14 protein-coding genes are annotated in these 25,119 nt (G+C 63.9%); all 14 read left to right on the top strand.

What is annotated here, in order from left to right; all coding sequences use genetic code 11:
* Positions 1 to 768 carry a hypothetical protein gene (locus HAHE_RS15985; protein ID WP_338685799.1) on the top strand — a complete coding sequence of 256 codons (768 nt, stop codon included), beginning with the start codon at positions 1 to 3 and terminating at the stop codon, positions 766 to 768.
* Positions 769 to 1,013: 245 nt separating this feature from the next.
* Positions 1,014 to 3,464, top strand: a complete 2,451-nt coding sequence (locus tag HAHE_RS15980) for a DUF1553 domain-containing protein (protein ID WP_338685798.1) — start codon at positions 1,014 to 1,016, stop codon at positions 3,462 to 3,464.
* A gap of 78 nt (positions 3,465 to 3,542) precedes the next feature.
* On the top strand, positions 3,543 to 4,799 hold the full coding sequence (locus HAHE_RS15975) for a DUF1501 domain-containing protein (RefSeq protein ID WP_338685796.1): 1,257 nt from the start codon (positions 3,543 to 3,545) through the stop codon (positions 4,797 to 4,799).
* Between the two features lie 5 nt (positions 4,800 to 4,804).
* Positions 4,805 to 6,997 carry a tetratricopeptide repeat protein gene (locus HAHE_RS15970; protein ID WP_338685794.1) on the top strand — a complete coding sequence of 731 codons (2,193 nt, stop codon included), beginning with the start codon at positions 4,805 to 4,807 and terminating at the stop codon, positions 6,995 to 6,997.
* Entirely contained in the window at positions 6,994 to 14,103 is a 7,110-nt protein-coding gene (locus HAHE_RS15965; protein ID WP_338685792.1) for a tetratricopeptide repeat protein, read from the top strand. The genes HAHE_RS15970 and HAHE_RS15965 overlap by 4 nt, the downstream gene beginning before the upstream one ends.
* Before the next feature lie 8 nt (positions 14,104 to 14,111).
* Positions 14,112 to 14,846: a MotA/TolQ/ExbB proton channel family protein gene (locus HAHE_RS15960; protein ID WP_338685790.1), complete on the top strand. Its 735-nt coding sequence runs from the start codon at positions 14,112 to 14,114 to the stop codon at positions 14,844 to 14,846.
* A gap of 2 nt (positions 14,847 to 14,848) precedes the next feature.
* Positions 14,849 to 15,271 (top strand): biopolymer transporter ExbD, encoded by a 423-nt coding sequence (locus HAHE_RS15955; protein ID WP_338685788.1) that lies wholly within the window; start codon positions 14,849 to 14,851, stop codon positions 15,269 to 15,271.
* Positions 15,268 to 15,675 (top strand): biopolymer transporter ExbD, encoded by a 408-nt coding sequence (locus HAHE_RS15950; protein WP_338685787.1) that lies wholly within the window; start codon positions 15,268 to 15,270, stop codon positions 15,673 to 15,675. Before HAHE_RS15955 ends, HAHE_RS15950 begins: the two co-directional genes overlap by 4 nt.
* Positions 15,675 to 16,142 carry a hypothetical protein gene (locus tag HAHE_RS15945; protein ID WP_338685786.1) on the top strand — a complete coding sequence of 156 codons (468 nt, stop codon included), beginning with the start codon at positions 15,675 to 15,677 and terminating at the stop codon, positions 16,140 to 16,142. Before HAHE_RS15950 ends, HAHE_RS15945 begins: the two co-directional genes overlap by 1 nt.
* The gene (locus HAHE_RS15940) at positions 16,142 to 17,557 is read left to right on the top strand and encodes a DUF4159 domain-containing protein (RefSeq protein ID WP_338685784.1); all 1,416 of its coding nucleotides are present in this window, start codon (positions 16,142 to 16,144) and stop codon (positions 17,555 to 17,557) included. Before HAHE_RS15945 ends, HAHE_RS15940 begins: the two co-directional genes overlap by 1 nt.
* The gene (locus HAHE_RS15935; protein ID WP_338685783.1) at positions 17,530 to 19,041 is read left to right on the top strand and encodes a tetratricopeptide repeat protein; all 1,512 of its coding nucleotides are present in this window, start codon (positions 17,530 to 17,532) and stop codon (positions 19,039 to 19,041) included. The genes HAHE_RS15940 and HAHE_RS15935 overlap by 28 nt, the downstream gene beginning before the upstream one ends.
* Positions 19,042 to 19,105: 64 nt before the next feature.
* Positions 19,106 to 21,904 carry a PSD1 and planctomycete cytochrome C domain-containing protein gene (locus HAHE_RS15930; RefSeq protein WP_338685782.1) on the top strand — a complete coding sequence of 933 codons (2,799 nt, stop codon included), beginning with the start codon at positions 19,106 to 19,108 and terminating at the stop codon, positions 21,902 to 21,904.
* Positions 21,905 to 22,026: 122 nt separating this feature from the next.
* Positions 22,027 to 22,422 carry a hypothetical protein gene (locus tag HAHE_RS15925; protein WP_338685781.1) on the top strand — a complete coding sequence of 132 codons (396 nt, stop codon included), beginning with the start codon at positions 22,027 to 22,029 and terminating at the stop codon, positions 22,420 to 22,422.
* Positions 22,423 to 22,544: 122 nt separating this feature from the next.
* Positions 22,545 to 25,094: a c-type cytochrome domain-containing protein gene (locus HAHE_RS15920; protein WP_338685780.1), complete on the top strand. Its 2,550-nt coding sequence runs from the start codon at positions 22,545 to 22,547 to the stop codon at positions 25,092 to 25,094.
* Positions 25,095 to 25,119: the final 25 nt, after the last annotated feature.

The following is a 25,119-nucleotide window of genomic DNA, read 5'->3' as shown; positions in this document are numbered from 1 at the left end:
ATGCGTGCTCGCACCCTTCTCCTTCCGGCACTCGTCTCGATCGCCTGCCTCAGCTTCATCCCCGCCGAGGCAGACCCGCTCGACCTTCTCGCCCAGAAGCGCCGCTTCGAAAGCGCCGACGGCAAGAAGAGCTTCGTCGGGATCCTGACCGGCTACAATCCGGAGACGAAGATCGTCAGCGTCAAGATCGACCGCCGGACCCAAAAGTTCAAAATCGATGTCCTCAGCGAGGCGGACCAGAAGTTCGTGATCGAGAACGGCGAGCGGCTGGCGATGGCCGACAGCATCGACGTCGAACTCGACGACTACACCGACAAGTATACCAAGAAGACCGAGAAGCGGATCAAGGACCGGATCTACCCGAGCGGTTACGAGATCAAGATCAGCAACCGGGCGAAGCGGGACTACGACAACGTGACTCTCGAATACACGGTCTACTACGGTGTCCAAGGCTACCTTGAGCCCGAGCGCGAGACGAAGGAGGCGAGCGGCACGATCGACGTCAAGACGCTGACCCAACTCGGCCGTGTCACCTTCCGCACCGATCCGGTCAGCATCGTGTCCGGAGAACTGGAGCCGGTCATCGAAAACGAGTCGGTCCGCAACCCGGACGGCACCAGCTTCATCCAGCCGGTCGTCAAGGAACCCGGCGGACGTCGCAAGGACCAGCTGATCGGCTGCTCGGTGAGAATCCTGATCGACGGCAAGCTGGTGAAGACCGTGACCGAGGGGAACATCAGCCTCGAGCAGCGGAAGCTCGATCCGTGACACCTCCGGGCGAACCGCGGACATTCGCGGAATTGCGCCAAATCCCGGACCGGCACCCGTTCTGACGGCAGTCGGCCCTGTCGAGCCTTTCTGCGACTCCACCGAGCCTTTTCGCGAATTTCGCGATTTCCCGCCGGCTGCACCTCCACCCCCCGGAGATTCTCGCGAAAAGATCACGTAAGGAATTTCAACGGCGCGGGGTAATGGTTTGAATCGAAGTCGATTTTCGCCGAAGTTCCCAAGCCGTGTCCAAGTCCTCCGCCCTTCTGATTCCCTGCCTGTTGGCGACCGCGACCGCAGGGTTCGGGGACGCGCCGAATTTCCGCCGGGACATCCAGCCGATCCTCGAGTCGAACTGCGTCCGCTGCCACAAGGAGGGCAAGGCCAAGGGCAACCTCCGGATGGAGACCCACGCTGCCATGATGGAGGGCGGCGACGAGGGGTTCACGATCGTCCCCGGCAAGCCGGACGAGAGCGAACTGATCCTCCGCACCCACCTTCGCCCGATCGACGAGGGCTTCATGCCCGACGAGGGCCAGGCGCTCACCTCCGAGCAATTGGCTCTGCTCACCGAGTGGGTCCGCACCGGGGCGAACTGGCCGGAAGGCGTCGTCCTTGAGGAACGAAAGCCGACCGAGGTCAAGCGGGTCGCAATCCCCGATCGCGCGCCGAAGGATCTCGCGGAGGCCGCGGTGATGCTCGACGATATCCTCAAGCGTGAGAACGCCGACGAGGAGGTGGTGACCACTCCGACAATCGGCTCCGAGGCATTCCTCCGTCGCGCGACCGTCGACCTGATCGGACGCATCCCGACGATGGAGGAGATCAAGCGCTTCGAGAGCTGGGGACCGGACCGGCGCGAAAAACTCGTCGACGAGCTCCTCAAGGACCCGCGTTTCGCCGATCGCTGGACGATCTTCATGGCGGACATGATGCGGATCCGCTCGAATGTGACCGGCGGCAACCAGCTCCTTGCCTACGTCAACAAGAGCCTCGCCAAGGGCAAACCCTACGACGAGATGGTCCGCGAACTCATCGCCGCCTCCGGCAAACCGAATGCCAATCCGGCGGTCGGATACATCCTCGGGGACGACACCAACCCGATGGAACTCGCCGCCGCGACCTCTCAGGTATTCCTCGGCGTCAGGATCGGTTGCGCGATGTGCCATGATCACCCGTTCGACGACTGGGAGCAGAAAGACTTCTACGAGCTGGCCGCCTTCTTCGGAAAGACCAAGCAGGTCCAGAGTCGCCAGCGAGGCATGGTCTATACGACCGAGGGTCACGAAATGACGGTCCTGTGGCCGCCGGAAGACAAGGCCGAGGCCGACCAGCGCCGCCCGGTCACGCCCGCTTTCCCATTCTCCGAAGCCGAGTTCGAGACACCGCCGCATTGGGTGAAGCGGTTCGAAGAAAAGCGCGCCCAGGCGGAAGTCGCTGCCAAGGAGGGGGAGAAGGACGCGTCGCTCGACGCCCTGCTCGACTCGATCGAGCCGACCGTCGGCCGCGAGTCCGATCCGGTTCTGGAGGAAGCGAAGAAGGAAAGCCGCGACCTTGAAGTCCTGAAGGATATCTACCGCGCCAGCGAGCTGCGCAACCAGCTCGCAGCGATGATCACCGACCCGCGCAATCCCTACTTCGCCCGCGCCTTCGTCAACCGCGTCTGGGCCGAGCTGATCGGGCGCGGATTCGTCGAGCCGCTCGACAACTTCTCCGATTACAACGAAATGCGGCACGCCTCGACCCTCGACTTCCTGTCACACGAGTTCGTCGCCAGCGGCTACGACCTCAAGAGCCTGATCAAGATCATCATGCTCAGCGACGCCTACCAGCGGTCGCACCTGTCGGCCGATGTTGGCGTGGTCCAGCGCGAGGCGTCCGAGAAGCACTTCGCCGCCGCGCCTGTGCGCCGGATGCTCAGCGAGGTTCTCTACGACAGCGTGGTCGTCGCCGGCCACCTCGATGATTTCAAGTGGCCCGCCGGCGCGAACATGAAGGAGATCGTCCGCCAGGTCCGCGTGCCGACCGGCGAGATGGTCGCGGTGACTCCCGACTCCAGCGACGAGCCGGCCGAAATGGCGCCGAAGATGCCGATGCCGAAGCGCGGCGACGGCTACGACCTCGAGTCGTCGCTCTCGCTCGATTTCAACTCGATCCTGAGCCCGAAGGAAAAGGCCGAGCTCGATACGATGAAGATGAAGTCGGACGAGCAGATCGAGGCCGAGAAGATGGCCGCGATGCAGAAGGAGAAGCAGTCGATGGTGATGAAGTACCGCATCGAGGAGCAGATCGACAAAGTCGACGACAACCCGCGCTTCGACAGCGCCATGCGGATGGCCACCCCGGCACCGCCCGCCCACTTCCTCCGCGTCTTCGGCCAGCCGGCTCGCGACGGACTCGGCCAGTTCCGCGAGGAGTTCGCCTCGCTGCGTCAGGAGCTCATGATGATGAACGGCCGCCTCACGCACGAGGCGTCGCGCGTCGGACCGATGGAGCCGCTCAACAAGCTGATGGAGTTCGAGCAACACGACCGCGCCATCGAGTGGGCCTACCGCGAGATCCTGACCCGCACTCCCACCAGCGAGGAAACCGCCGACGCCCTCGAGATCCTCAAATCCGCCCCGACCCCGAGAGACGGCATGGCCGACCTCCGCTGGGCGCTCCTCAACAGCCACGAATTCCGTTTCCTGCCTTAGCCTCACTTACCAAAGCCGCCCGCCCACCCAAGCGAAGCCACCCGCCCGCCCCAGCGAAGCCACACACCCATCGATCCCATGTCCGGTTGCCAAGACTACCACTACACGAGACGCCACATGCTGAAGATGTTCAGCGCGTCGATCCTCGGAATGCCGATCAGCCAGTTGCTCGCGCAGACCCCGAAAGGCGGCGGCAAAGCCGAGCACGTGATTCTTTTCTGGAACAGCGGCGGCATGAGCCACCTCGACACGTGGGACCCGAAGCCGGGCCGCAAGGTGCAGGGCGAGTTCGCGCCGATCAAAACCAGCGTGCCGGACATGGAGATCTCCGAGATCTTCCCGCAGCTCGCCAAGCAGATGCACCACGCCGCCCTGATCCGCTCGATCAAGGGCACCAATGGCGACCACGGACGCGCGCAGTACGAGCTGCAGACCGGTTTCAATCAGGCGCCGAATGTCACCCACCCCGGACTCGGCTCGCTGATCGTCCACGAGCGCGAACCACTCGGCGACCTTCCGGCCTTCATCAGCATCAGCGGCCAGCCGGCCCGCGCCGGCTACCTCGGCCAGCAATGCGAGGCCTACTACGTCGGCCGACCGGGCGACAAGGACCCCTACCTGACTTTCCCCGAGGGCATTCACCACGAGCGCGGCATGAAGCGCCTCGAGATTCTCGCCAAGATGAACGCCCGCACCACGGGCCAGACCGGCGCCGAGCAGTACAAGGCCGCTGAAACCGCGCTCAAGGACGCGGTCGCCCTGATGGAAAGCCCGGCGCTGAAGGCCTTCGACCTGAAGGACGAGGACCCGAAAACGGTCGAGCGCTACGGTGAGACCGAGTTCGGCCGCGGCGCGCTGCTGGCCCGTCGGCTGGTCGAGAAGGGCGTGCGCTTCGTCCAGGTCAACCGCGGCGGCTTCGACAACCACGGCAACATCTTCGACGCCATGCGCAACCACGGCGCGACGATGGACCCCGCGATCGCCTCGCTGATCAGCGACCTCAACGCGAACGGCCTGCTCAGCAAGACGCTGGTCATCGTGCTCAGCGAGTTCGGCCGCACCCCTAGGATCAACGACGGCGGCGGTCGCGATCACTGGGCCCGCGTGTTCAGTGCCTTCATGGCCGGCGGCGGCGTCAAGGGCGGCTCGATCATCGGCGCCTCCGACGAGGACGGCATGGATCCGGCCGAACGGGTCGTGAACACCTACGACATCCACGCCACGGTGCTCGCGGCTCTTGGAATCGACCTGAACAAGGAGCTCTACACGCACGACGGGCGGCCGATGCGAGTGGTGCGGAAAGAGGGACAGCCCATCCACGAAATGCTCGTATAAGGGTCGTGTCCCGAACTGCCCGACTGCTACTGGCCATTTTCGCCCTCTCCGCCCCGGCGTTTTCCCAAGATCCGCCCGCGGCCGAGCGAGGCTCGATCGTCGAGGACCGCGCCGCCCGAAAGTTGCTCCAGGCCGGCGACGCCCGGCTTGAGCTCGGGGAAAACGAGAAGGCCCTCGAGGTCTGGGAATCGGTCATCGAGCGCTACCCGCGCAGCCCGGTCCGCTTCGACGCCCACCTGCGTCTGGCCGATCACCTGCTCAAGGAGCTGCGCGAGTTCGACAAGGCGCGCGTCCACTACGAGGCCGCGGCCGGCGAGGACAACCCGGACGACGAACTCCGTGCGTACGCCTTCCTCCAGACCGGCACCTGCCACTACGAAGCCGGCCGCTATGGCGCCTGCTTCAAGGTGATGCGCGAGGTGATCGAGAAGTTCCCGGCGTCGTCCCAAGTCAACGAGGCCTACTACTACATCGGCCTCGGCCATTTCAAACAGGGCCACTACAGCCGGGCGATCGAGGCGCTGGAGAAGGTCGGCACCGCCCTCTCGGATCAGGATTCCAAGATCGAGAAGGTCGAGGCCGGCAAGCGGCTCTACATCAAGATCGACGACAAGGACTTCGCCATCCTTGAGCCGGGCCAGCAGGTCGAGGTGAGCTGCGAAACGAAGAACGGCGACAAGGAAACGGTGATGTGCGATCCGGTCGGCCGACAGGCGAAGCTGACGCTCGGCAGCATCGTGACGAACCTCGGCACCGCCACCCCCGGCAACGGCAATCTCGAGGTCCGCGGTGGTGACGCGATCACGGTGACCTACGTCGATGCCCACACCGCAGACAAGTCCTTCGACACCCCCCGCAGCAAGCAGGTGTTCGTCGTCGGGAACGGCAACGCCCGCGTCACCGACGGCTCCTACCAGCACGACCTTCAGGCGGCGGTGCTCGGCAAGCCGCTTCACCTGCAGGTGACCGACGCCGACCACGACACCACCGCCGAGCCCGACACGCTGGAGGCGACCGTGCAGGTTTATCGCCGCAAGACCGAGGACGAGATCGACGAGGAGATCGCCGAGCGCGTGGCCAATGGCGAACTTGAAGAAGCCCCCGAAGGCGAGACCCTGAAGGACCGGATTGATCCGCTGAAACTCGTGCGCTCGATGCCGGTCACGCTCCGCGAGAGCGAGGACAGCGGGGTGTTCCGGATCTCGGTTCCCCTCCAGCCCGGCAGCGGCGTCCCGAATGCCGTTCATGCCGAACCCGGCGAGGTCGTGAGGCTCGTCTATCTCGACAAGGTGAACCTTGGCGAAGGCCCGCTCACCCGCACCGCCGAAGCCAAGGTGATCGAGGGCAACCTCGGCGAAATGCGCGTGACCAAGACCGAGATCTCCGATGAAGAACTTGAGCTTAAGACCCGCCTGCGCACCGCATCCGCCCTGACGCAGGTTGGCAATCACTACAAAGAGTTCGGCCTCGATGAGAAGGCGCAGCTCAAATACGACGAGGCGCTTCTCGTTTGCGAAGGCATTCTCGACGGCGCACGCGGCGTCGGAGGCAAGCTGCTTGAGGAAACCTACGTCCAGCTCTGGCGGATCTACTTCGCCATGGACGAGCTTGATCTCGCGCTGGCGATGAGCCGCCGCCTGCAGGCGGAATTCCCGACCAGCGCGTTTGTCGACGAGGCGATGCTTCAGCAGGCGCATGTCGAACGGAAGCGCGAGAGCTACACCCGGGCGATCAGTCTCTACTCGAGCCTCTCGAAACTGCAGAACAGCGAGCTTCGCGGCGAAGGCCAGTTCTACGTCGGCGAGTGCTACGAGCAGATGGCGCTCAAGGCCCCGGCCCAGCAATCCGAGCGGCTCTTCGAGCAGGCCTTCCTCGCCTATCAGGCGGTTTACGAGAGCTTTCCGGAGTCCGGCCGGGTCGGCGACGCGGTCGCAAAGATGGCCTCGTTCTACTACCAGAAGGAGGACTACGCGCGGGCGGTCGACGTCTTCGAGAACGTCCTCGCCGACTACCCCGACGCCAACTTCCTCGACGTCATCCTCTTCAACTACGGGCGCTGCCTCTACAAGCTCGGTCGCAAGGCCGAGGCCCGCCGCAAGTTCGACCAACTCATCAACGACTTCCCGGAAAGCGAGATCGCCCCGGAAGCCAAGAAGATCGTGGACGCCCTGAAAAAGGCCACCTCCGCCGCACCTTGAAAACCCTCCGCTGCCTCACCCTTGTCCTGCTGCTCGGCGTCGGCCACGTCGCCGCCCAGGACCGCGCCGCCGACCTCGAAGCCCGCCTGAAGGAGACCGCCGAAGCGTCCGACGCGGCCGCCTCGATGATGCTCGAACTGATCGACCTCTACGAGAAGGACGAGCAGGTCTTCGGGCTGATCCGGACCGCCGGGAAGTTCTCCCGCGCCCAGCCGGACCACCCGAAACGCCCCGAGGTGATCCTCAAGCTGATCGACGGCTACGCGATCGCCTCGCGCCACGACGACGTCCTCGCGACGGTCCGGCAGTTCCTCGAAAAATACCCCGACTCCCCCCTCTCGATCCCCGCTCGTGACCATTTCGCAACCTCGATGGAACGGACCGGGCGCATCATCCAAGCCGCGAGAACACTCGACGACAACTGGCGCGCCGGAGCGGATGTCGACACCGGTGTGCGGGCCTTGAAGCTCTACCAGCAAGCATCCAGCGCCGAGGGCAACCGGCTCGCGGCGGGCCTCGCCAAGGCGATGGTCGAGAAGATCCCGACCGATTCGGTCCTCACGGGCGTCGGCCTCGTTGGCATGGAAATGTCCGGCCGCGCCGAGCTTTGGGCCGACGGGCTTCAGATCGGCAAGACCTTGATCCGTCGCAATGCCCCGCTCAACGCCGCCGACACCGAGAAGCTTTGGTCGCACACCGGCAGCTTCGAGTCGCGACTTGGACAACACGAGAACGCCATCGGATCGTTCCGCAAGGCGCTCGCCCGCCGCAGCCCGGATCCCCACCGCGGCCTGATCAACGCGATGCTGAGTGCGAAGCGCCCCCCTGCCGAGATCGAGCCGGTGATCCGCGAATACATGGAGCGCTTCCCGAAAGCGGAGGATCGCTACGATTTTCTCGGTCGCCTTGCACGCGCTGCCCACGATGCGAAACAGGACGCCAAGGCGCTCGCTCTCGCATCGGAGATCATGGCCGTGGATGCCCACAGCCAGGACATGCCCCGGGCGGTGGTCGAGTGGTCGGGGGACAACCACGCCCAGGCCGAACGCGCGTTGCTCGATGCCATCGCGAAGAATCCCAATCACGCCGGCAAGCTCCGCGCCGTGCTCGCCCTCGAACTCTACCGCGACCGCATGAAAAACACCGCCAAAGCGCGGGCGGTCTCCCGGGACTTCATTACAAAATCCCCCACCGGCGACGGCTGGACCGAGCAAGTCGTGGCGTTCCTGCTGAGCTCCGCACCGGACGATGCCTCTTTCAAAGCGGATCTCCACCTCGTCGTCGAAAGCGCCAAGCGCTTCCCGCATCGCCCCGAATTCCAGGAACGGGTCTGGAAATGGGATGCCAAGGACCGCGACCGCAACCGTGCGTGGCAGGAGGCACGACGGACCGTCGGCAACGGCGAAACCGCCAAGCTCTGGCGCGCGGTTTGGGAAAAGGGCGGAAAGTCGGGCCAAGCGTGCAAACAGCTCCTCCAAGGGAACCCCACAGATGAGCAGAAGCGGATCCTGATGACCCGACTCGCCGAGAACTACCGACACCACTTCGGCGGCAGCGCGCTCAAGAAAGCGGCCGAGTATTTTCAGAGTCTCTGCAAGAGCTACCCGAAGGACCTGCAAGCCGCCGAAGGCTGGCTCGAGGCATCACTCCACTCGGACGACAAGGAGCAGAAGCCCGCGGCGATCCGCCACCTGCTGAGCCTGCCGTCGCAGGGGGCGCACCACGACACCTGGCTGCGCCTCATTGAAACCCGGAATCCGGAAGTCATCCGCAAGGCGATCCCGTGGATCCGGGAGTCGATCAAGACGAGCCCGAACCCGCTCTACCACGCGACCCGCCTCGGCGACATCATGTGGGAGATCGAGATGAAGGACGAGGCGCTCGCCTGGTGGCGGGATCGGATGGATGCCGATCCGAACCACTGGGAGTCGGTCAACTGCGCGCTGCGGGTCGCCAGCCGAATGGAACCGCCCGCCGCCCGCTCGTTCCTCGAACCGCGCTTCGCCGCGACCACGCCGTATCAGGGAAGTTACGCCGCCGCCCTCGCCGAACTCGCCCTGAAGGCAGATGACCTCGACAGGATGGAGCGCGTCCTCAAGGAGTCGAAGCAACGCGCCGAACAGCGGCCGTTCGAGTCGTGGGAGCTGAGCGAGTGGCCGCCACGGAGCTGGATGGAGTCGGCCCGGAACTCCAAGGAATGGTCCGACGAGAAGAAGGCGCGGGTTTACCGGATGGTTCGCGACCTCGGCATCCGCCGCGTCAGCACCGAGGCCGGCCTCGAACTTCTGCCAAACGCCCAAAAAGGCATTTCCCGCCTGCTCGAAGCGCACCGCGCCCTGCTCCTTTCCGACTCCCACCACGAGTCTTGGAACCGCATCTACCCCCACGCCCAGGCAGCGATCGCCCGCGAGGACTTCCAGCTTGCCGCGGTGATCCTGAACGGCCTGCTCAATACCATCCGCGGCGTCGGCAAGAACGAGATGGACTCCGCCCGCACGCTGCTCCGGAAGGCCTACGGACGGATGGGCAGCCTGAGCGCGGACATCCCGGAAGACAGCCCGATCGCGCCGCTGCTGCAGATCATTCTCCACCTCCGGCTCGGCGAGGAACTGCTGGCCGAGCAGGCCTACTACAAGAACCGTAGCCTGTTTGATTCACATCGCGACGAGGTCCCGGTCGAGCTGGTCCTGTTCGCCGCCAATACCCACATCCAGCAGGGCACCGAGGAAGACCAACGGCGGGCCGAAGACATCCTGCGCGGCTGGATGATCAAGCACGGCGAGTCGGAAAACGTCGAGATCGGCGACAAGGCGCGAGTCCAGTTGCTGCTCGCCCGGAACTACCAGCACTCCCAGCAGTACGACATCGCCCGTGCGGAGTTCACGACCGTGCTCAACAGCTACAAGGACCAACCGGAAGCCATCGAGGCCCGCTTCGGCATCGGCGAGACCTTCATGGCTCAGAAAGTGTACGACCAGGCCGAGGAGATCTTCGTCGAGCTGTCTGAAAGCCCGAACCCGCAGGTCACGATCCGCGCCGACTTCCTGCGCGGCGTCCTCGAAATCCGCCAGGAGAACAACGACGCCGCCCGGCGCATTTTCCTCGAGGTCCTCGAACGCGCCCCCGACGCCGAACTGGCGAATGAGACGCTCTTCAACCTGGCCGAAGTCTACGGCATCGAGCAGCGCTACCTGACGCAGCTCGAAACGCTGCGCACGGTCGGCCGCCTCGGACACGACTCATTGCTCTGGCAAACTCCGGGCGAAGCATTGTCGGTCGTGGTGCAGGACACCGACCTCGGCATCAGCCGCGGCGAGACCCGCATTCCGGTGGTGGTGCGCACCGATCCGGGCGGCGACGAGGAAAGCTCCTTTCTCACCAGCGGTGGTGCGGGCAAAGGAATCTTCCTGAGCGACATGCCGACCGAACTGGGCGTCGCCAGCGTCGGCGACGGCACCCTCCAGATCACCGGCGGCGACACGATCACCGTCGACTACCCGGCCGACTTCAAGAAGGAGTTCCAGTTCGAGTTCCTCAGCGCGACACGGTTGCGGGTCGCGTCCGACGGCCACCTCAAGGTCGCCAGCAGCCAGATCCTCGACGAGGAAGGCGAAACCTTCACCGAGGCGCTGAAAAAGGAGGCCGAGGAGGAGCTGGGCAAGGCCGACAAGCGGCCGGGCAATCAGGTGAAGCCCGGCAATCTCGTTTACATCCAGGTCAAGGACGGCGACCGCGACCGGACGGCCGAGCCGGACCCGGTGCCGGTCAAGATTGCGGCGTCGAGCGGCGACGAGGTTCAGATCGACCTCACCGAGGAGAGCCAGCACGGCGGAGTCTTCACCGGCACGGTGCGGACCGGCGAGCTACCGGCCGGCGCACAGGCGACCGACTCCGCCCTCGACCACAACCCGCTGATGGCGATCGACCACAGCCTCGAGACCGTATGGCGCAGCGAACCCGATGGCGCCGCTCCGAAGTCGCTCTCGGTGGACCTGAAGGAACTGCGCGAAGTCGACGCGGTGGTCTTCACCTCACCCGACGCCGAAGCGGAAGCTCCGGTGCGCATGCATCTCCGCGGCAGCCACGACGGACGCTTCCGCTACACGCTCGCCCGTTTCCCCACCCCTGAAGCGGATCCGCCGATCGACTTCGATGACAAGTCGATGACCCTGCGGATCTACAAGACGCAGAAGGACAAGCTTCGCCCATCGTACAGCTGGCAGGACATCGTCGGGCTCGCCGGAAAGGAAGAACCGACCGAGACCAAGACAGTCGATACGCTTTCGTGGGAGCCCCCTGCCGAGGGCGAGGATGCCTACTTCCTGATCTGGACCGGACCGTTCCTGCAGGAGCGCGACGGCGGCATGCGCTTCACCGTAACAGGTCAGCAGGTCGCGTTGATGGTCGATGGTCGACTTGAAATGCCGATGGGCGAGCCCGAACGCGAGGCCGACATTTTCGCCAAGCGCGGCATCCACGAGATCGCCGCTGTGGCGGTGGTAACGGCAGGCGGACCGGGCGCCGCGGTGCTCCGCGCGAGGGAGAACCCGCAATCCGCCAACGTCACGCTGCGGCCGTTCGGGGAAGCCGACCTCAGTCTCGAGAAGGCCGCCGACTATCCGAAGATCGAAGGCCCGCTCGCAGGGACGGTCGCGCAGGAGAAAAACACCTGGAAGCTCACCCTGCCGAAGCACGAGCTGCGTTTCATCGACTGCGAGATTCTCGAATACCGCGGCGAGGCGGTCGCGATCAGCAACGTCGAGGTTTCCGGCGGCGGCACCAAGCACGTTCCGCCTGCGGAAGACGTGCTGGAGCTCGCGAAGAACGACATCCTCGAACTCGCGCCCGGCGACACGATCCAGATCTCCTACCTCGACGAGATCACGGCCGGCGGCGAGCAGCGGAACAAACTCCTGACCGCCTCGCTCACCGCCACTTACCACAATGGCGGCATCATCCCGATCACCTACGACTTCAACCGTAGCGGTGACGGCACGGTGAAGGGCTCGCGGAAAGAGCTACTGCGCATCGAGCCGGGCGAACGGATCGTCGCTGAGGTCACCGACTACGACCTCGACACCAGCATCGAGCGCGACGAGGTCGAAGTGGAGATTCTGCTCAATGGCGAGCCGGCGAAGACGGTCACCGCAACCGAGACCGGTGATTCGACCGGAGTGTTCGTGGCGGACATCGATACCAGTCCCGAGCCCGAGGAGGGCAAGCTTGTCGTCAAGCAGGGCGACAAGGTCTACATCCGATACAAGGACGAGCAGAACACCTTCCCCGGACACGCCGCGTATCGCGAGTCGGTCATCTTCCTCAACGAACCGACCGAAGGCCGGATCCAGATCGTCGAGAGCGGCAAGCAGGTCGACGGCCCCGTCGGATTCGTCCCGGTCGCCACCACTCCCCCGCCCGACCACGTTGCCAAGGTCGACTACCAGCTGCCGCTCACCATCGAGGTCATCGACCCCGACCAGGCGAAAGACGCGCGCAGCACCGTGACCGTCGCAGTGACCACCACCCAAGGCACCAAGGTGCAGGTCGAGTGCGTCCTGTCCCGAAGCTTCGCCCCCGAAACCGCCGCGATGGACGACGTCCGCAACCCCGCACTGCTCGAGGGCCGCTTCGCCGGACAGATACCGCTGCTGCTCGGAGGAATCGAAAGCGCTACCATGGTCCCCGCCGACGGCACTGTGAAGAAACCCGGGGTTGGCCGCGTGCTTGCGCCGCCGAAAACGGAAGAGGAGCTGCTCGACGACGGCGAGGAGAAGCAGGTCGGACTGCTTGTCCTGAACGTCCTCGGCAATGACCGCTTCACCGCGAGCTACAGCGACGAGCGCCGTCCGACGGCCGAGGCCGTCCAGCGCACCGCCAGCGCGGAGCTGGCCAGCGCCGCCACCCTGCGGATCACCGACGAGGAGTATCAGGAGGACGCCGAGATCGCGCACGTCGGCAAGAAGGCCTTCCTCTGGTTGCAGGATCCCGATCTCGATCTCTCCGATGACCGCGACAAGGCGATGGTCCGAATCAAGACCGAGTCCGGTGAGGACGAGACGCTCGAGCTTGAGGAGACGCTTTCGCACAGCGGTGTGTTCAGCGGGTCCTTTCCGCTCAAGGCGGCGCCGAAGCCGATCAGCGGCAACTCGCAGGGTGAGATCGAGTGCTTCTTCGGCGACACCCTGACCGTCGGCTACCTCGACAACGTTCCGCAGACGCCGGAGGGACTGCCGATCATCGAATTGCAGTTACCGGTCGCGGTCGGAACCGACGGCGAGATGGACGCCTTCAGCAAGGTTTACAAAAACGACGAGCTGGCGATCCAGACGCAGTTCCACATCGCCGAGAGCCACTTCGAGTTGTTCAAGAGCCATCTCAAACTCGAACGCGAGAACGAGGCCCAGGCCGAGCTCGCGGCGGGCCGCCGGGTGCTCCACGAGCTTCAGGTCGACTACCCGGATCCGAAGTACGCGCCCCGCGTCGCCTACCTGCTCGGCCAGTTCGCGCAGGAGATGGAAGCATGGGACGAGGCCATCATTTCCTACAAGGCGATCGTCCGCGGCCACCCGGAACACGAACTCGCCCCGGATGCCCAGTACAAGCTCGGCCAGTGCTACGAGGAAGCCGGGCAACTCGACGAGGCGCTCGAGTCTTACGTCACACTCGCCGCGACCTACCCGAAGAGCCCGCTCATCGCGAACGTGATGCTCCGGATCAACGAGCACTTCTACAACAAGGAGGAATACGGTGTCGCGGCCAGCGTCGGAGCCAAGTTCCTCGAGAAGTTCCCGAACCACGAGTGGACACCGAAGATCGCGTTCCGGATCGGCCAGTGCCACTACAAGGCCGAGTCCTACGGCAAGGCGGGGAACTCGTTCGACGAGTTCGTAAAGCGCTTCCCCGAAGAGGAGCTCACCGCGCAGGCGCTGTTCTGGGCCGGCGAGAGCTACCGCATGGCGAACAACGTGCCCGAGGCCTTCCGCCGCTACAACCGGTGCCGCTGGGACTTCCCGGAATCGGAGGCCGCCAAGTACTCCCGCGGGCGCCTTGCCCTGCCCGAGATGCTCGCCCAGTTTGAGCGGGAAGCGAATTTGACCGATCAGTGACGACCTCCATGCCGCAGCTTCCGAACCTCCTCGCCGCCGCCACCGAAGAACACGGGGCCATCTACGAATTCTTCCACACCGGCGCCTCGGGCCTGCTTCTGGAAGGTGGCATCTTCATGTGGCCGATCCTGATCCTGCTGATCCTGGTGGTCGCGGTGATCATCGAGCGCTACCGCAGCCTCAAGCTCCTCGACACGGACCCCGGCGAGCTGAAGGAGAAGATCATCGCGCTGCTCTCCGAGGACAAGGTCGAGGAGTCGCTCGAGCTCTGCGACAGGTCTCAGGGTCCTGTGCCCGCCATCCTTTCCAACGGACTGCGGAAGTATCTGGTGCTCCGCCGTCTCGACTACGACGAGGCCCAGCTCGAGCAGCAGGTGGTCAAGAGCATGGAAAACTACGCGGTTCACATCGTCGCCGCGCTGGAGAAGCACCTGCCGCTCCTCGCGACGATCGCGAGTGTCGCTCCGATGCTCGGATTCCTCGGTACCGTGCAGGGCATGATCGTCGCCTTCGGCGACATCGAGGCGAACGTCGGCCAGCAGAACATCGTGCAGGCCGCGGCGGCGGGCATCCGGGTCGCGCTCCTTACCACCGCCTTCGGCCTGACGGTCGGCATCCCGGCCTACCTCGCCTTCAACTACTTCACCGCGCTGATCAACAACTTCGTCCTCCAGGTCGAAGCCTCGGCCGCCGAGCTGATCGAGGTCGTCGGCCTGCGCCTCACCCTCGACAAGAATTCCTGACGGTGAAACTGAAGCGCGGACAGCTCCTCGTCGACCCGCCTGCGTCGTCCAGCTCGGACATCGCCTTCATCCTGATCATCTTCTTTCTCGTCTGCGCCTCGGTCCAACCGGAGACCGGGCTTTCCCAATCACTGCCGCAAACCGAAGCGAAGGAGGAGAAGCGCGACCAGAGCCAGAACCTCGAAGTCTCGATCACGCCGAGTAGCATCGTGCTCAACGGCAGCCCGCTCCAGCTCGAGCAGTTCCGCGAGCGGATTGCCACCGAACTCGCGAAGAAGACCCGCGAGGTCGACAAGGTGGTCGTGGTGAAGAGCACTCCGGACACGACCTACGACCGCTGGATCCATGTCTCGCAGGCCATCGATGATGCCGGCGGCGTGCTGACGCTTGAACTCGCCAGCGAACGAACCATCACCCTCGAATGAAGGTCGCACGCCGACAGTTCAGCGCCTCGGTCCCCTCGTTCGCCATGGGCGACATCGGGTTCCTGCTGCTGATCTTTTTCGTGATCCTCGCGCGGGTGCAGGACGACAGCCACGTGCAGTGGGACCCGGCCCAGCTTCCCGACATCGAACAGGCCGGCGCGCCGGTGGTGAACGTCGCGATCGACAGCGCCTACAAGACCTACCTCAACGGCGAGGAGATCCCGAACGACCAGCTCGCCGGCAAACTCGAAACCCTGCTCGGCGACACGCCCGCCGGAGCACGGAACGTCTTTCTCAAGGTCCACAAGGAAGCCAACGCCAAACACTTCGAGCCGGTCATCGAAGCGATCGGCCAGGCCGGCGGCGACCTCGTCCACATTCTCGAACCGGAAACCGAACGCTGATGAAGATCCAACCTGACAAGCCCGAACCCCGCGAGACGGCCATGGCGAGCACCAAGGGCGACCTGCGGCGGCTGAAGCAGAACTCCAGCGCCACCGTCGCCGAACTCAAGGCCTTCCTCGCCGAACTGAAGGGCAAGAGCCCGCAGGAGATGCTCGGCATCGTCGCCTCGAGCCAACTGTTCCGCGCGATCACCACTTCGACCGTCGTGGTCTTCATCGGTATCATCGCCTTCACCGCCATCCCCTACGCCATGGGCGAAAAGGAGGAGCCGGTTGTTGAGGAGGAAACCACCACGGTAGAACCGAAGAAGGAACCCGCGCCCGCGGAGCCTGCTCCGGCCGAGCCGGCTCCTCCGCCTGCCGAAGCCGACCTGTCCAAGCTCGGCGTCGATGAGACGAAGGAAGCGCCGGCCGACAAGAACCCGCTGGAAACCGACAACGACAACTTCCTCGACGGACTCGATTGATGGACTGGCGGAAGACCGGCGACTGGATCCGCAAGCACGGCCGACGCCCGGTCGCGCTGACGATCTACTACGCCGTTCTCTGGCTGCTCACTTGGGCCGACGCCCATCTGCTGTTCCGTTTCCCTTCCCTCGCCCACGCGGTCGTCTTCGCCGGCGCCCTCCCCGTCTGCTACTACTGGGCTCGTTACTGGAAGCCGCGCTCGCTCCGTCTTTATCGGGCGGTTCTCAGCGTTTCCTTCCTGCCGCTGTGGCAGCTGTGCATCACACTGCCGCTGATCTTTTCATGGTGGGACCTGTCGGAATCGATCACCAAGCTCGGCACCGCGATCAGCTTCCTGATCGGCCTCGGCTGGACCGTTTGGGCGGTCGACCTGCAGACGAAACGATCGAAACCTCCGACGGACGGACGTAGCTGGAATCCCTTCCACCTTGTCGCGTGGTACTTCGGCAAGAAGAACCGCAAGCTGCGTCAGTCGCTGCTGACCTTCTTCGTCTACAGCTGCGCGTTCATGCTGGTCTTCACCGTCCTGACCCAGATGACCGGCTGCTCGATTTACGAGGCGCCGATCGGTGGCGGCGAGGAGAAGCAACTCAAGCAGGTAGTCAAGATCCAGAAGGTCATCCGCAAGAAATACGTCATCAACCCCTACAGCAGCATCCTCTTCAATCCGCCGCCGATTGATGACGTGAAGCTGCAGCTGCTGGAGGAAACGAAGCACCTCTACAAGATCGGCCAAGGCCAGGGAACGGGCGCCGGGTTCTCCGCCGGAACCAATCGCGGCAAGGTCCGGTTCATCCGGCTGAAGTATGGGGGCGGCGATTGGGAGCAGGACATGGACCGCGGGTCCGATCTCAACCTGCTGACCGAGTATGGCGTGCGGCTCGGCCAAAAGGTCAGCGACCGGCCCGAGCCGATGGAGATCCGTCGCCTCAAGAGCTTCCCCGCGCGCAAGAGTCCGCCGATGGTTTACATGACGGGTCAGGAGAGCATCCAGGTCAGCGATGCGGAAATCAAGATCCTGCGCGCCTACCTGCTCGACAAGCACGGCATGCTGTTCGCCGACAACGGCGGCAGCAGTGGCTGGGAGGGTCAGTTTGTCGGCATGATGCGCCGGGCTCTGCCCCGGGTGGAGCCAATCAGTGTTTACCTCGATCATCCGATCCACCGCATTCCCTACACGCTTCCCAAGCTTCCCTACGTCGCCAAACACGGCCGTTCCGACGCGCTCGGCTGGGTGGTCGACGGGCGGCTGGTCGCCTACTACCATCCCGGCGACATTGGCGATGCCTGGGCCGACGGCCATGCGGGCATCGAACACGAGATCCGGGAGTCCTGCTACCAACTCGGAGTGAACATCATCTTCTACGCCCACGCGGAATACAACAAATGGCTCGAAGCAACCAAAGACGACTGAAGCGCTCCGCAATCGCCGCGTTCGCCGCGTTTCTCCTGACCGCCCCTTGCGCATCAGCCCTCGGGGAATTCGAGCAGATCCCGGTGGCGACCTTCGAGGCGATGCGCGAGGTCGAGCGCTATCAACTCAAGATCGCGGAGAAGCACTACACCAACAAGAACTACAAGGTCGCGCTGGCCGAGTATGAGAAGTTCCTGACGCTCTACGAGACCAGCCCCGGCGCCCCCTATGCCCAACTGATGTGGAGCCACACGATGGTCCATCTGAAGAAGCCGCAGACCGCCCTGCGCGAAGGATTCCAATCGGTGATCGACTACTGGCCGGAGTCGCACGAGGCGACCGTGGCCGCCTATTGCATCGGCGACGCCTACCGGAAGATGGGCGAGGTGAAGAAGGCGCAGGACTCGTTCGAGTTCATCATCAAGGAATACCCGAGCACCCTGCTCGCGCTGCGCTCGAAGCAGGACCTCCTCCACTACGCGAAGCTGCATGAGGATCAGGACAAGATCATCGAGATCCTGAAAGACCTCACCTTCAAGACCGAGCGCACGGAGCAGACCAACGGCGCCTGCGTTCAGGCCAGCGAAGAACTCGCGCGGAAGTATTTCTTCCGCCAGGAGTTCGAGGAGGGCCGCAAGGCGCTCGCAACGAGCTACAAGGACGGCAAGCTGATCGAGGTCGTGCACCAGATGACGGTCCAGACGATGCAGCACCTGCTGAAGGACGAGAAAACCAAGGCCGCCGCGCTCAAGCTCGGCGACCAGCTCATCGCCAGCGTCCGACGCGATGCCGCCGAGGATCCCGAGCATGCCAAGGGACACCTCTACCGGGTGGCGGCCCTGCACGCGATGCTCGGCCGGCCGAGCGACGTCTGGAAACTCTATAAGGAGGTCGAAGAGAAGTTCGGTCGCGACGACGACCTGCGCGGGCGGATGGCCGAGTGGAATCTGGCACGCGACAAGCGCGACGAGGCGCGTCGCCTTTTCGCCGAGTTCGACAACGTGGTCGTCGGCCAGGAGCGGATCGCCGGGATGTTCAAGGAGGAGGGCAAGTTCAAGGAGGCGATCGCGGTCTATGTGAAGCTCCTCGACCTCAATGGCGACGGCGCCGCCGGCTACCAGTGGGCGATCGGCGGCTGCTATGAGAGCATGTCCGACTGGCGCAACGCGATCGGCATGTACCGCCAGATCGACGACTTTCCGAAGACCCACTTCGCAATGGCCTCGTGCCACCGAAAGCTCGGCGAGCAGCAGGAAGCGATCCTTCTCTACAACCAGTGCAAGGTGGTCGACAACGCCGCCCCGCGTGCCTCGATCGAGATCGGCTTCACCTACGAGGAGGCCGAGGAGCCGAAGAATGCGATCCGCACCTTCCAGCTGACCTGCAAGCGCTACCCCAAGAGCGGCGAGGCCGCCCGCGCCCACGCCCACCTGCAGAACAAATACAACATCAACGTCACGCTCGGCGGCGCGGAGGACGAATAGCGGTCAGCCCAGGTTCTCCGCCGCCCATGAAACACCCGCGGTGCCCGTCCCGTAGCGTCCGGGTATGATCCGAATTGCCCGCGGAATCCCTCTCGCAGCCCTTGGAGCGGCGTTGGCCGCCCAAGCGGGCGCCGACACCTTCCCGGCCGCCCGGGTCGCGCTGGAGACCCACTGCCTTTCCTGTCACCACCCGGAGAAGACCAAGGGCGACCTGCTGATGACCACCCGGGCCGCGATGCTCGACGGCGGCGACTCGGGCACCGCGCTGGTTCCCGGGAACCCGGAGCAATCGTTGCTGATCGAGCGGATTTGCCTCGATGAGGATCACGACGACCTGATGCCGCCGAAGGGCGGTCCGCTCGATGCGGCCCAGATCGACGCCATCCGGGCGTGGGTCGCCGACGGCGCACCGTGGCCGGAGGGCATCACGCTCTCACCGCGACCGAAGACCGCACTGCCCAACTGGGATGCGCCGGCCGACCCCGAGATCGCCTCGATCGAAGCCTTCCCCAAGTCGGTCTCGCTCGAAACCGCCAAGGACTTCCACCGGGTGATCGTGATCGCCCGGTTCAATGACGCCGCGACCCACGACATCACCCGGCAAGCGAAGCTCACCCTCGCCGATCCGTCGCTGGCCTCCGTCACCGACACGACCCTGCGTCCGCTCAAGGACGGCTCGACCACGCTCCGCATCGAGTATCGCGGGCTGTCGACCGAGATCCCCGTGACGGTCAAGGAGGCCACCAAGCCCCGCCCCGTTTCCTTCCAACTCGACGTGATGCCGGTGCTGACCTCGGCCACCTGCAATACCGGTTCGTGCCACGGTTCGGCCCGCGGCCAGGACGGGTTCCATCTGACGCTCTACGGCTTCGACCCGAAGGGTGACCATTTCCGACTGACCCGGGAAATGCCCGGTCGCCGCATCAACCTCGGCCTGCCCGAGGAGTCGCTCCTGCTGACCAAGGCCATTGGCGCCGTCCCCCACACCGGCGGCAAGCTGTTCGAGAAAGACAGCGCGAACTACCGCACGCTGCTCGAGTGGATCCGCGATGGCGCGCAGTTCGACCAAGGCGAGATCCCCCAGCCCACCGGCATCACCATTGAGCCGCCACAACTCCTGATGAAGGGTTCGGACCTCGAGATCCCGCTGACCGTCAGGGCCACTTACTCCGACGGCACGGACCGCGACGTCAGCACGCTTTCGACCTTTTCTACCTCCAACGATAACTCCGTCGAGATCGACCCCTACAAGGGTCTGGCGAAGTCGAAGAAACGCGGAGAGGCCTTCCTGCTCTCACGCTTCCACACGTTCACCGAGGGATCACAGGCCATCGTCGTCCCCGACGACCTCCCCTACACGCGGCCCGACATTCCGGCATTCAACGAGGTCGACACGCTGGTCCACGAGAAGCTCCACAAGCTGCGCGTCATCCCGTCCGACGTCTGCAGCGACGAGGTCTTCGTCCGGCGCGTCTATCTCGACGTCATCGGTCGCCTACCGGAAGCCGAGGAACGGACCACCTTCCTCACCGACGCCAACCCGGAGAAACGCAAGGCGCTCGTCGACGAGCTCCTGACCCGCAAGGAATTCACCGAGATGTGGGTGATGAAATGGGCCGAGCTGCTCCAGATCCGCACGTTCCGTAACGGCCCAAACCAAGTCTCCTACAAGGCGGCTCTGGGCTACTACGGCTGGCTGCGGGAACGGATCGCTGCCAACACTCCGTTCAACGAAATCGTACGGGAATTGCTCTCTTCAGAGGGAGGCACTTTCGAGACTCCGGCCACCAACTTTTACCAGATCGAGTCCGATGTCCTGAAGCTGACGGAGAACGTCGCGCAGGTCTTCATGGGCACCCGGATCCAGTGCGCGCAGTGCCACAACCACCCGTTCGACCGCTGGACGATGGACGACTACTACGGCTTCGCCTCATTCTTCGCCCAGGTGAAACGCAAGCCGGCCGAAGACCCGCGCGAGCGAATCATCTTTGATGGCGGTGGCGACGTGAAACACCCGGTCACGCAGCAGAATGCGAAGCCCCGTTTCCTTGGCACCCCGACGCCCGACGACTTCGGATCGAAGTCGCGTCGCGAGGCCCTCGCCGACTGGCTCGCCTCGCCCGACAACCCGTGGTTCGCCCGCAATGTCGTCAACATCACGTGGGCCCACTTCTTCGGTGTCGGCATCACCGACCCGGTCGATGACGTGCGGGTCTCGAATCCGCCGTCGAACCCCGAACTTCTCGACACCCTGTCGAAGCGGTTCATCGACTCCGGCTACGACATCCGCAGCATCGTCCGCGACATTTGCAACTCACGCACCTACCAGCTTTCAAGTCGGACCAACGAGACCAACGCGACCGACGAAACGAACTTCTCGCACTCGTTGATCCGACGGATGCGTGCCGAGGTGCTTCTTGATGCCATTTCGCAAGTCACCGAGACCCCGAACAAGTTCAAGGGACTGCCGCTCGGCGCCTCGGCGGTGCAGATCGCCGACGGCAACACCTCGAACTATTTCCTCACCACCTTCGGCCGGGCCACCCGCGCTACCGTTTGCTCCTGTGAAGTCAAAATGGAGCCCAACCTCTCGCAAGCGCTCCACTTGCTGAATGGCAGCTCCACCCACCAGAGGATCAAGCAGAGCAAGGTGATCCCGTCCCTTCTGGAACAGAAGCGGCCGCCGATCGAAATTGTGGATCATCTCTACCTGCGAACGCTGGGCCGCGAACCGACCACCAGCGAAAGGGAGCATCTCAAGGGTTATCTTGAGGGAGCAAAAGACCCGAAGGATGTCCGCCTCATCCTCGACGACATCTTCTGGGCCCTGTTGAATTCCAAGGAGTTCCTATTCAACCACTGAGCCTGCCGAGGGATCCGGACCCCGAGAATTGGAGGATTGGCTGACATCCAACCTCCCAGAATGTTCAATCTTTTAAAAATTTCAGATTGCTCCATTACGCGATCGCGGGTATTCACAGTCGCATGCTGTCCGACGCCGCTCATGCCACCCCCGAGCCTCCGATCACGGAATTCCTCGACAAGGGACCGATCGAGCCGGTCGCGCCGTCCTTCATCCAGCAAGCTCTGTCCCACCTGAGGCTGGTCGCCCACTTTCTGAAGGCCTGCTATGTCGATGGCCTCTCGGCGATTTTTCAGGGCCGTTTCGACCGCCGTCAGGGTGCGATCGTCATTGTCGCCATGCTCCCGATCCTGTTGGGCGCCATGTTCGTCACGGTTCCGATGCTCCTTTTCCCGACCGAGGGCCACAAGGCGTTCTACCACTTTGCCAGCATCCTCAGCAACGACCCCAGCGCCATGCTTCCCTTCTTCATCGGGACGGTGAGCGCGACGCTCGGCCTAAAGGTGCCGCTCGGCTGATTTCTTCTCGTTTGGTGTTTCGCTGAGATGGGGCCCGCACCGGAAACGGTGCGGGCCTTCTTGTTTCCGACAAGAATCCGGAGGAACCACCGTATCCGCGGAGTAAGCCCGTTGTCCGCCCGTTGACCCGCTTCCTTTTCACATCTTTCCTTGCCACCGCTGTTTCCCAAGCGGCGGACAAGGTGACCTTCGACGATCACGTTCTACCGATCTTCGAGCAGGCCTGTCTGAACTGCCACAATCCCGACAAGACCAAGGGCGGGCTCGACCTGTCCAACTACGCAGGCGCGCTCAAGGGCAGTTCCGGCGGCAAAGTCGTCGAGTCGGGAAACACCGCCTCCACCCTCATCGCGGTGGTCCGCCAGACCGCCGAACCGAAGATGCCGCCGGAGGGCGATCCGATTTCCGGCGAGGCGATCAAGGTTCTCGAAAACTGGATTGCGGGAGGTTTGCTCCAGAATTCGAGTTCGAAGGCCAAGAAGCCCGAAAAGCCGAAGTTCGATACCGCGCTGCAGGCCGATCCGACCGCCCGTCCCGATGGCCCGCCACCGATGCCCAAGGACGTGATTCTGGAGCCTGCCGTAGTCGCGTCCCGGTCCTCCGCGGTTCACGCCATGGTGGCGTCACCTTGGGCCCCGTTGCTGGCGATCACCGGACAGAAACAGATTCTTCTCTACGACACCGACGCGCTCGAGTTGGCCGGCGTTCTTCCATTTCCGGAGGGCGATCCGGTCTCGCTGGCATTCACCCCGAACGGCCGCTATCTGATTGCCGGCGGCGGCATCCCCGGCAAGTCCGGCGTCACGGTGAGCTTCGACGTCATCACCGGCGAACGCGCCCTCACAGCCGCCAAGGAGTTCGATACGGTGCTTTGCACCGACCTGAGACCGGATCTGGGTTCGGTCGCAACGGGTTCCCCGTCGAAGCTCATCAAGCTGTGGAAAACCGAGGACGGCTCGAGAACCGCATCGATCAAGAAGCACACCGACTGGGTCACCTCTCTCGACTTCTCTCCGGACGGCATCCTGCTTGCGACCGGAGACCGGAATGGCGGCGTGTGGGTTTGGGAGGCGGAGACGGGCAACGAGTTCCACACCCTGCGCGCCCATCAGGCGGGAATCAGCGCGGCACGCTTCCGCTCTGATTCCAACGTCCTCGCTACCGCATCTGCTGACGGCACGGTCCGCTTCTGGGAAATGAACAACGGCAACGAGGTCCGAAAGCTGGACGCGCATCCCGGTGGCGTCCTCGATTTCGCCTGGGCCCCGGACGGAAGCTTTGTGACCGCCGGCCGCGACCGGACCGCCAAGGTCTGGAAGCCGGATTTCGGTCAGAAGAAGGTGATCGACAAGCTTCCCGATATTCCGACCTCGGTCGCGATCAACCAAGACGGCAAGCGGATCTTCGTCGCCGACTACACCGGACGGATCCACGTCTATGATATCGAGAGCGGGAACCGGGTCGGCGAACTCGACCACAACCCTCCGACGATTGCTGCCCGACTGCAGCAACTCTCCGAAGCCGAGAAGGCACAGCCTGCCGCGATCGCAGAAGCCGAGAAGAACCGGGCCGCCGCCGCTGAAGCCCTGAACCAGGCGAAGCAGAAGGTCGCCGCCAAAGAAGCGGCCATCCGGGAAGCACGAAAGACGATCGAGACCTCGAAACGGGATGAACAGGAGGCGGCAAACAAACAGAAGCAGACCGCTCAGCAACTCGAACAGCAACGAAGCAAACTGGCCGATCAGGAGAAGGCGTTGGCGGGTCTTCGCGAGCAGATTCAGGGACGGCGCAAGCGCTGCGCCGAACTCGACCCCAAGATCGCCAGCGCCGATGGTGAACGGAAGGCGGCGGAGAACCGACTTACTGAAGCCAAAAACGCCCCCGAAGGACCGGAGAAAGCGGCTGCGGTGACGGCGGCCGAGACCGCCAGTCGCCAGAAGACCGAAACTCTCAACCAACTGAAGCAGCAACGTCAGTCCGAGGCACAGCCTATCGCGGGACTCGAGAAGCAGATCCAGGACAAGTCGACGGTTATCGCCGGAATCCGACAGGAGATTGAGAAACTCAACGCTTCGCAGAAGTCTCATCAGACGGCGCAGGAGCAGGCCCGCCAGCGCCACCAATCGGCAGCCCAGCAGCTTCCCCAACTTGAAAAACAGCTCCCCGAAGTGAAGAAGGCGCTGGAAGCCCCGACCAAGTCTCTCCAAGAAGCCGATCAACGGGTTACCGAAGCCCGTCAGCACGCGGAGTGGGTTCAGCGGAAGAAGCATCACTGGCAGCGGGCGGCGCTCAATGCCGAGTCGATCGCGGTCGGGAAAGAGGCCGCTCGCCTCCACGCCGAGAGCGAGACCCTGTCGGCGGAATTCGCGGAGACCACACGGTCGGTCGAAGAACTCAGGGCAGAGTTCGCAACCAAGCGCGGGGAGCTCGAAGCTCTCCGGAAGGATGCCGAGTCCCCCGGCGACTCCGAAACCGCCGCGGAACGGGCATCTGTGGTGACCACGCTTCAGGCGACGGTTGAAGCGCTCAAGGAAACCCTCGCCAACACCGCCGCACAGATGAACGAGCAACGCTCTAAGCTCGACGCCCTGCTCCCCCAGATCGACGCGCTCAGGCGCAAGTCGGAGGAACTCAAGCGGCAGTATGTCGCCGCTGCGCCCAAGGCGCCTTGAAACCGCGGACTTGCCAAGTCTCCCG

Source organism: Haloferula helveola (assembly GCF_037076345.1).
Lineage (GTDB): Bacteria > Verrucomicrobiota > Verrucomicrobiia > Verrucomicrobiales > Akkermansiaceae > Haloferula > Haloferula helveola.
The sequence above is the reverse complement of the archived record's forward strand: the minus strand, read 5'-3'. Positions and strand labels throughout refer to the sequence as shown.

Coding starts and splice junctions, on each gene's coding strand:
- HAHE_RS15985 (WP_338685799.1), top strand. CDS start 1: ATGCGTGCTCGCACCCTTCTCCTTCCGGCACTCGTCTCGATCGCCTGC.
- HAHE_RS15975 (WP_338685796.1), top strand. CDS start 3,543: ATGTCCGGTTGCCAAGACTACCACTACACGAGACGCCACATGCTGAAG.
- HAHE_RS15960 (WP_338685790.1), top strand. CDS start 14,112: ATGCCGCAGCTTCCGAACCTCCTCGCCGCCGCCACCGAAGAACACGGG.
- HAHE_RS15950 (WP_338685787.1), top strand. CDS start 15,268: ATGAAGGTCGCACGCCGACAGTTCAGCGCCTCGGTCCCCTCGTTCGCC.
- HAHE_RS15945 (WP_338685786.1), top strand. CDS start 15,675: ATGAAGATCCAACCTGACAAGCCCGAACCCCGCGAGACGGCCATGGCG.
- HAHE_RS15940 (WP_338685784.1), top strand. CDS start 16,142: ATGGACTGGCGGAAGACCGGCGACTGGATCCGCAAGCACGGCCGACGC.
- HAHE_RS15935 (WP_338685783.1), top strand. CDS start 17,530: ATGGCTCGAAGCAACCAAAGACGACTGAAGCGCTCCGCAATCGCCGCG.
- HAHE_RS15930 (WP_338685782.1), top strand. CDS start 19,106: ATGATCCGAATTGCCCGCGGAATCCCTCTCGCAGCCCTTGGAGCGGCG.
- HAHE_RS15925 (WP_338685781.1), top strand. CDS start 22,027: ATGCTGTCCGACGCCGCTCATGCCACCCCCGAGCCTCCGATCACGGAA.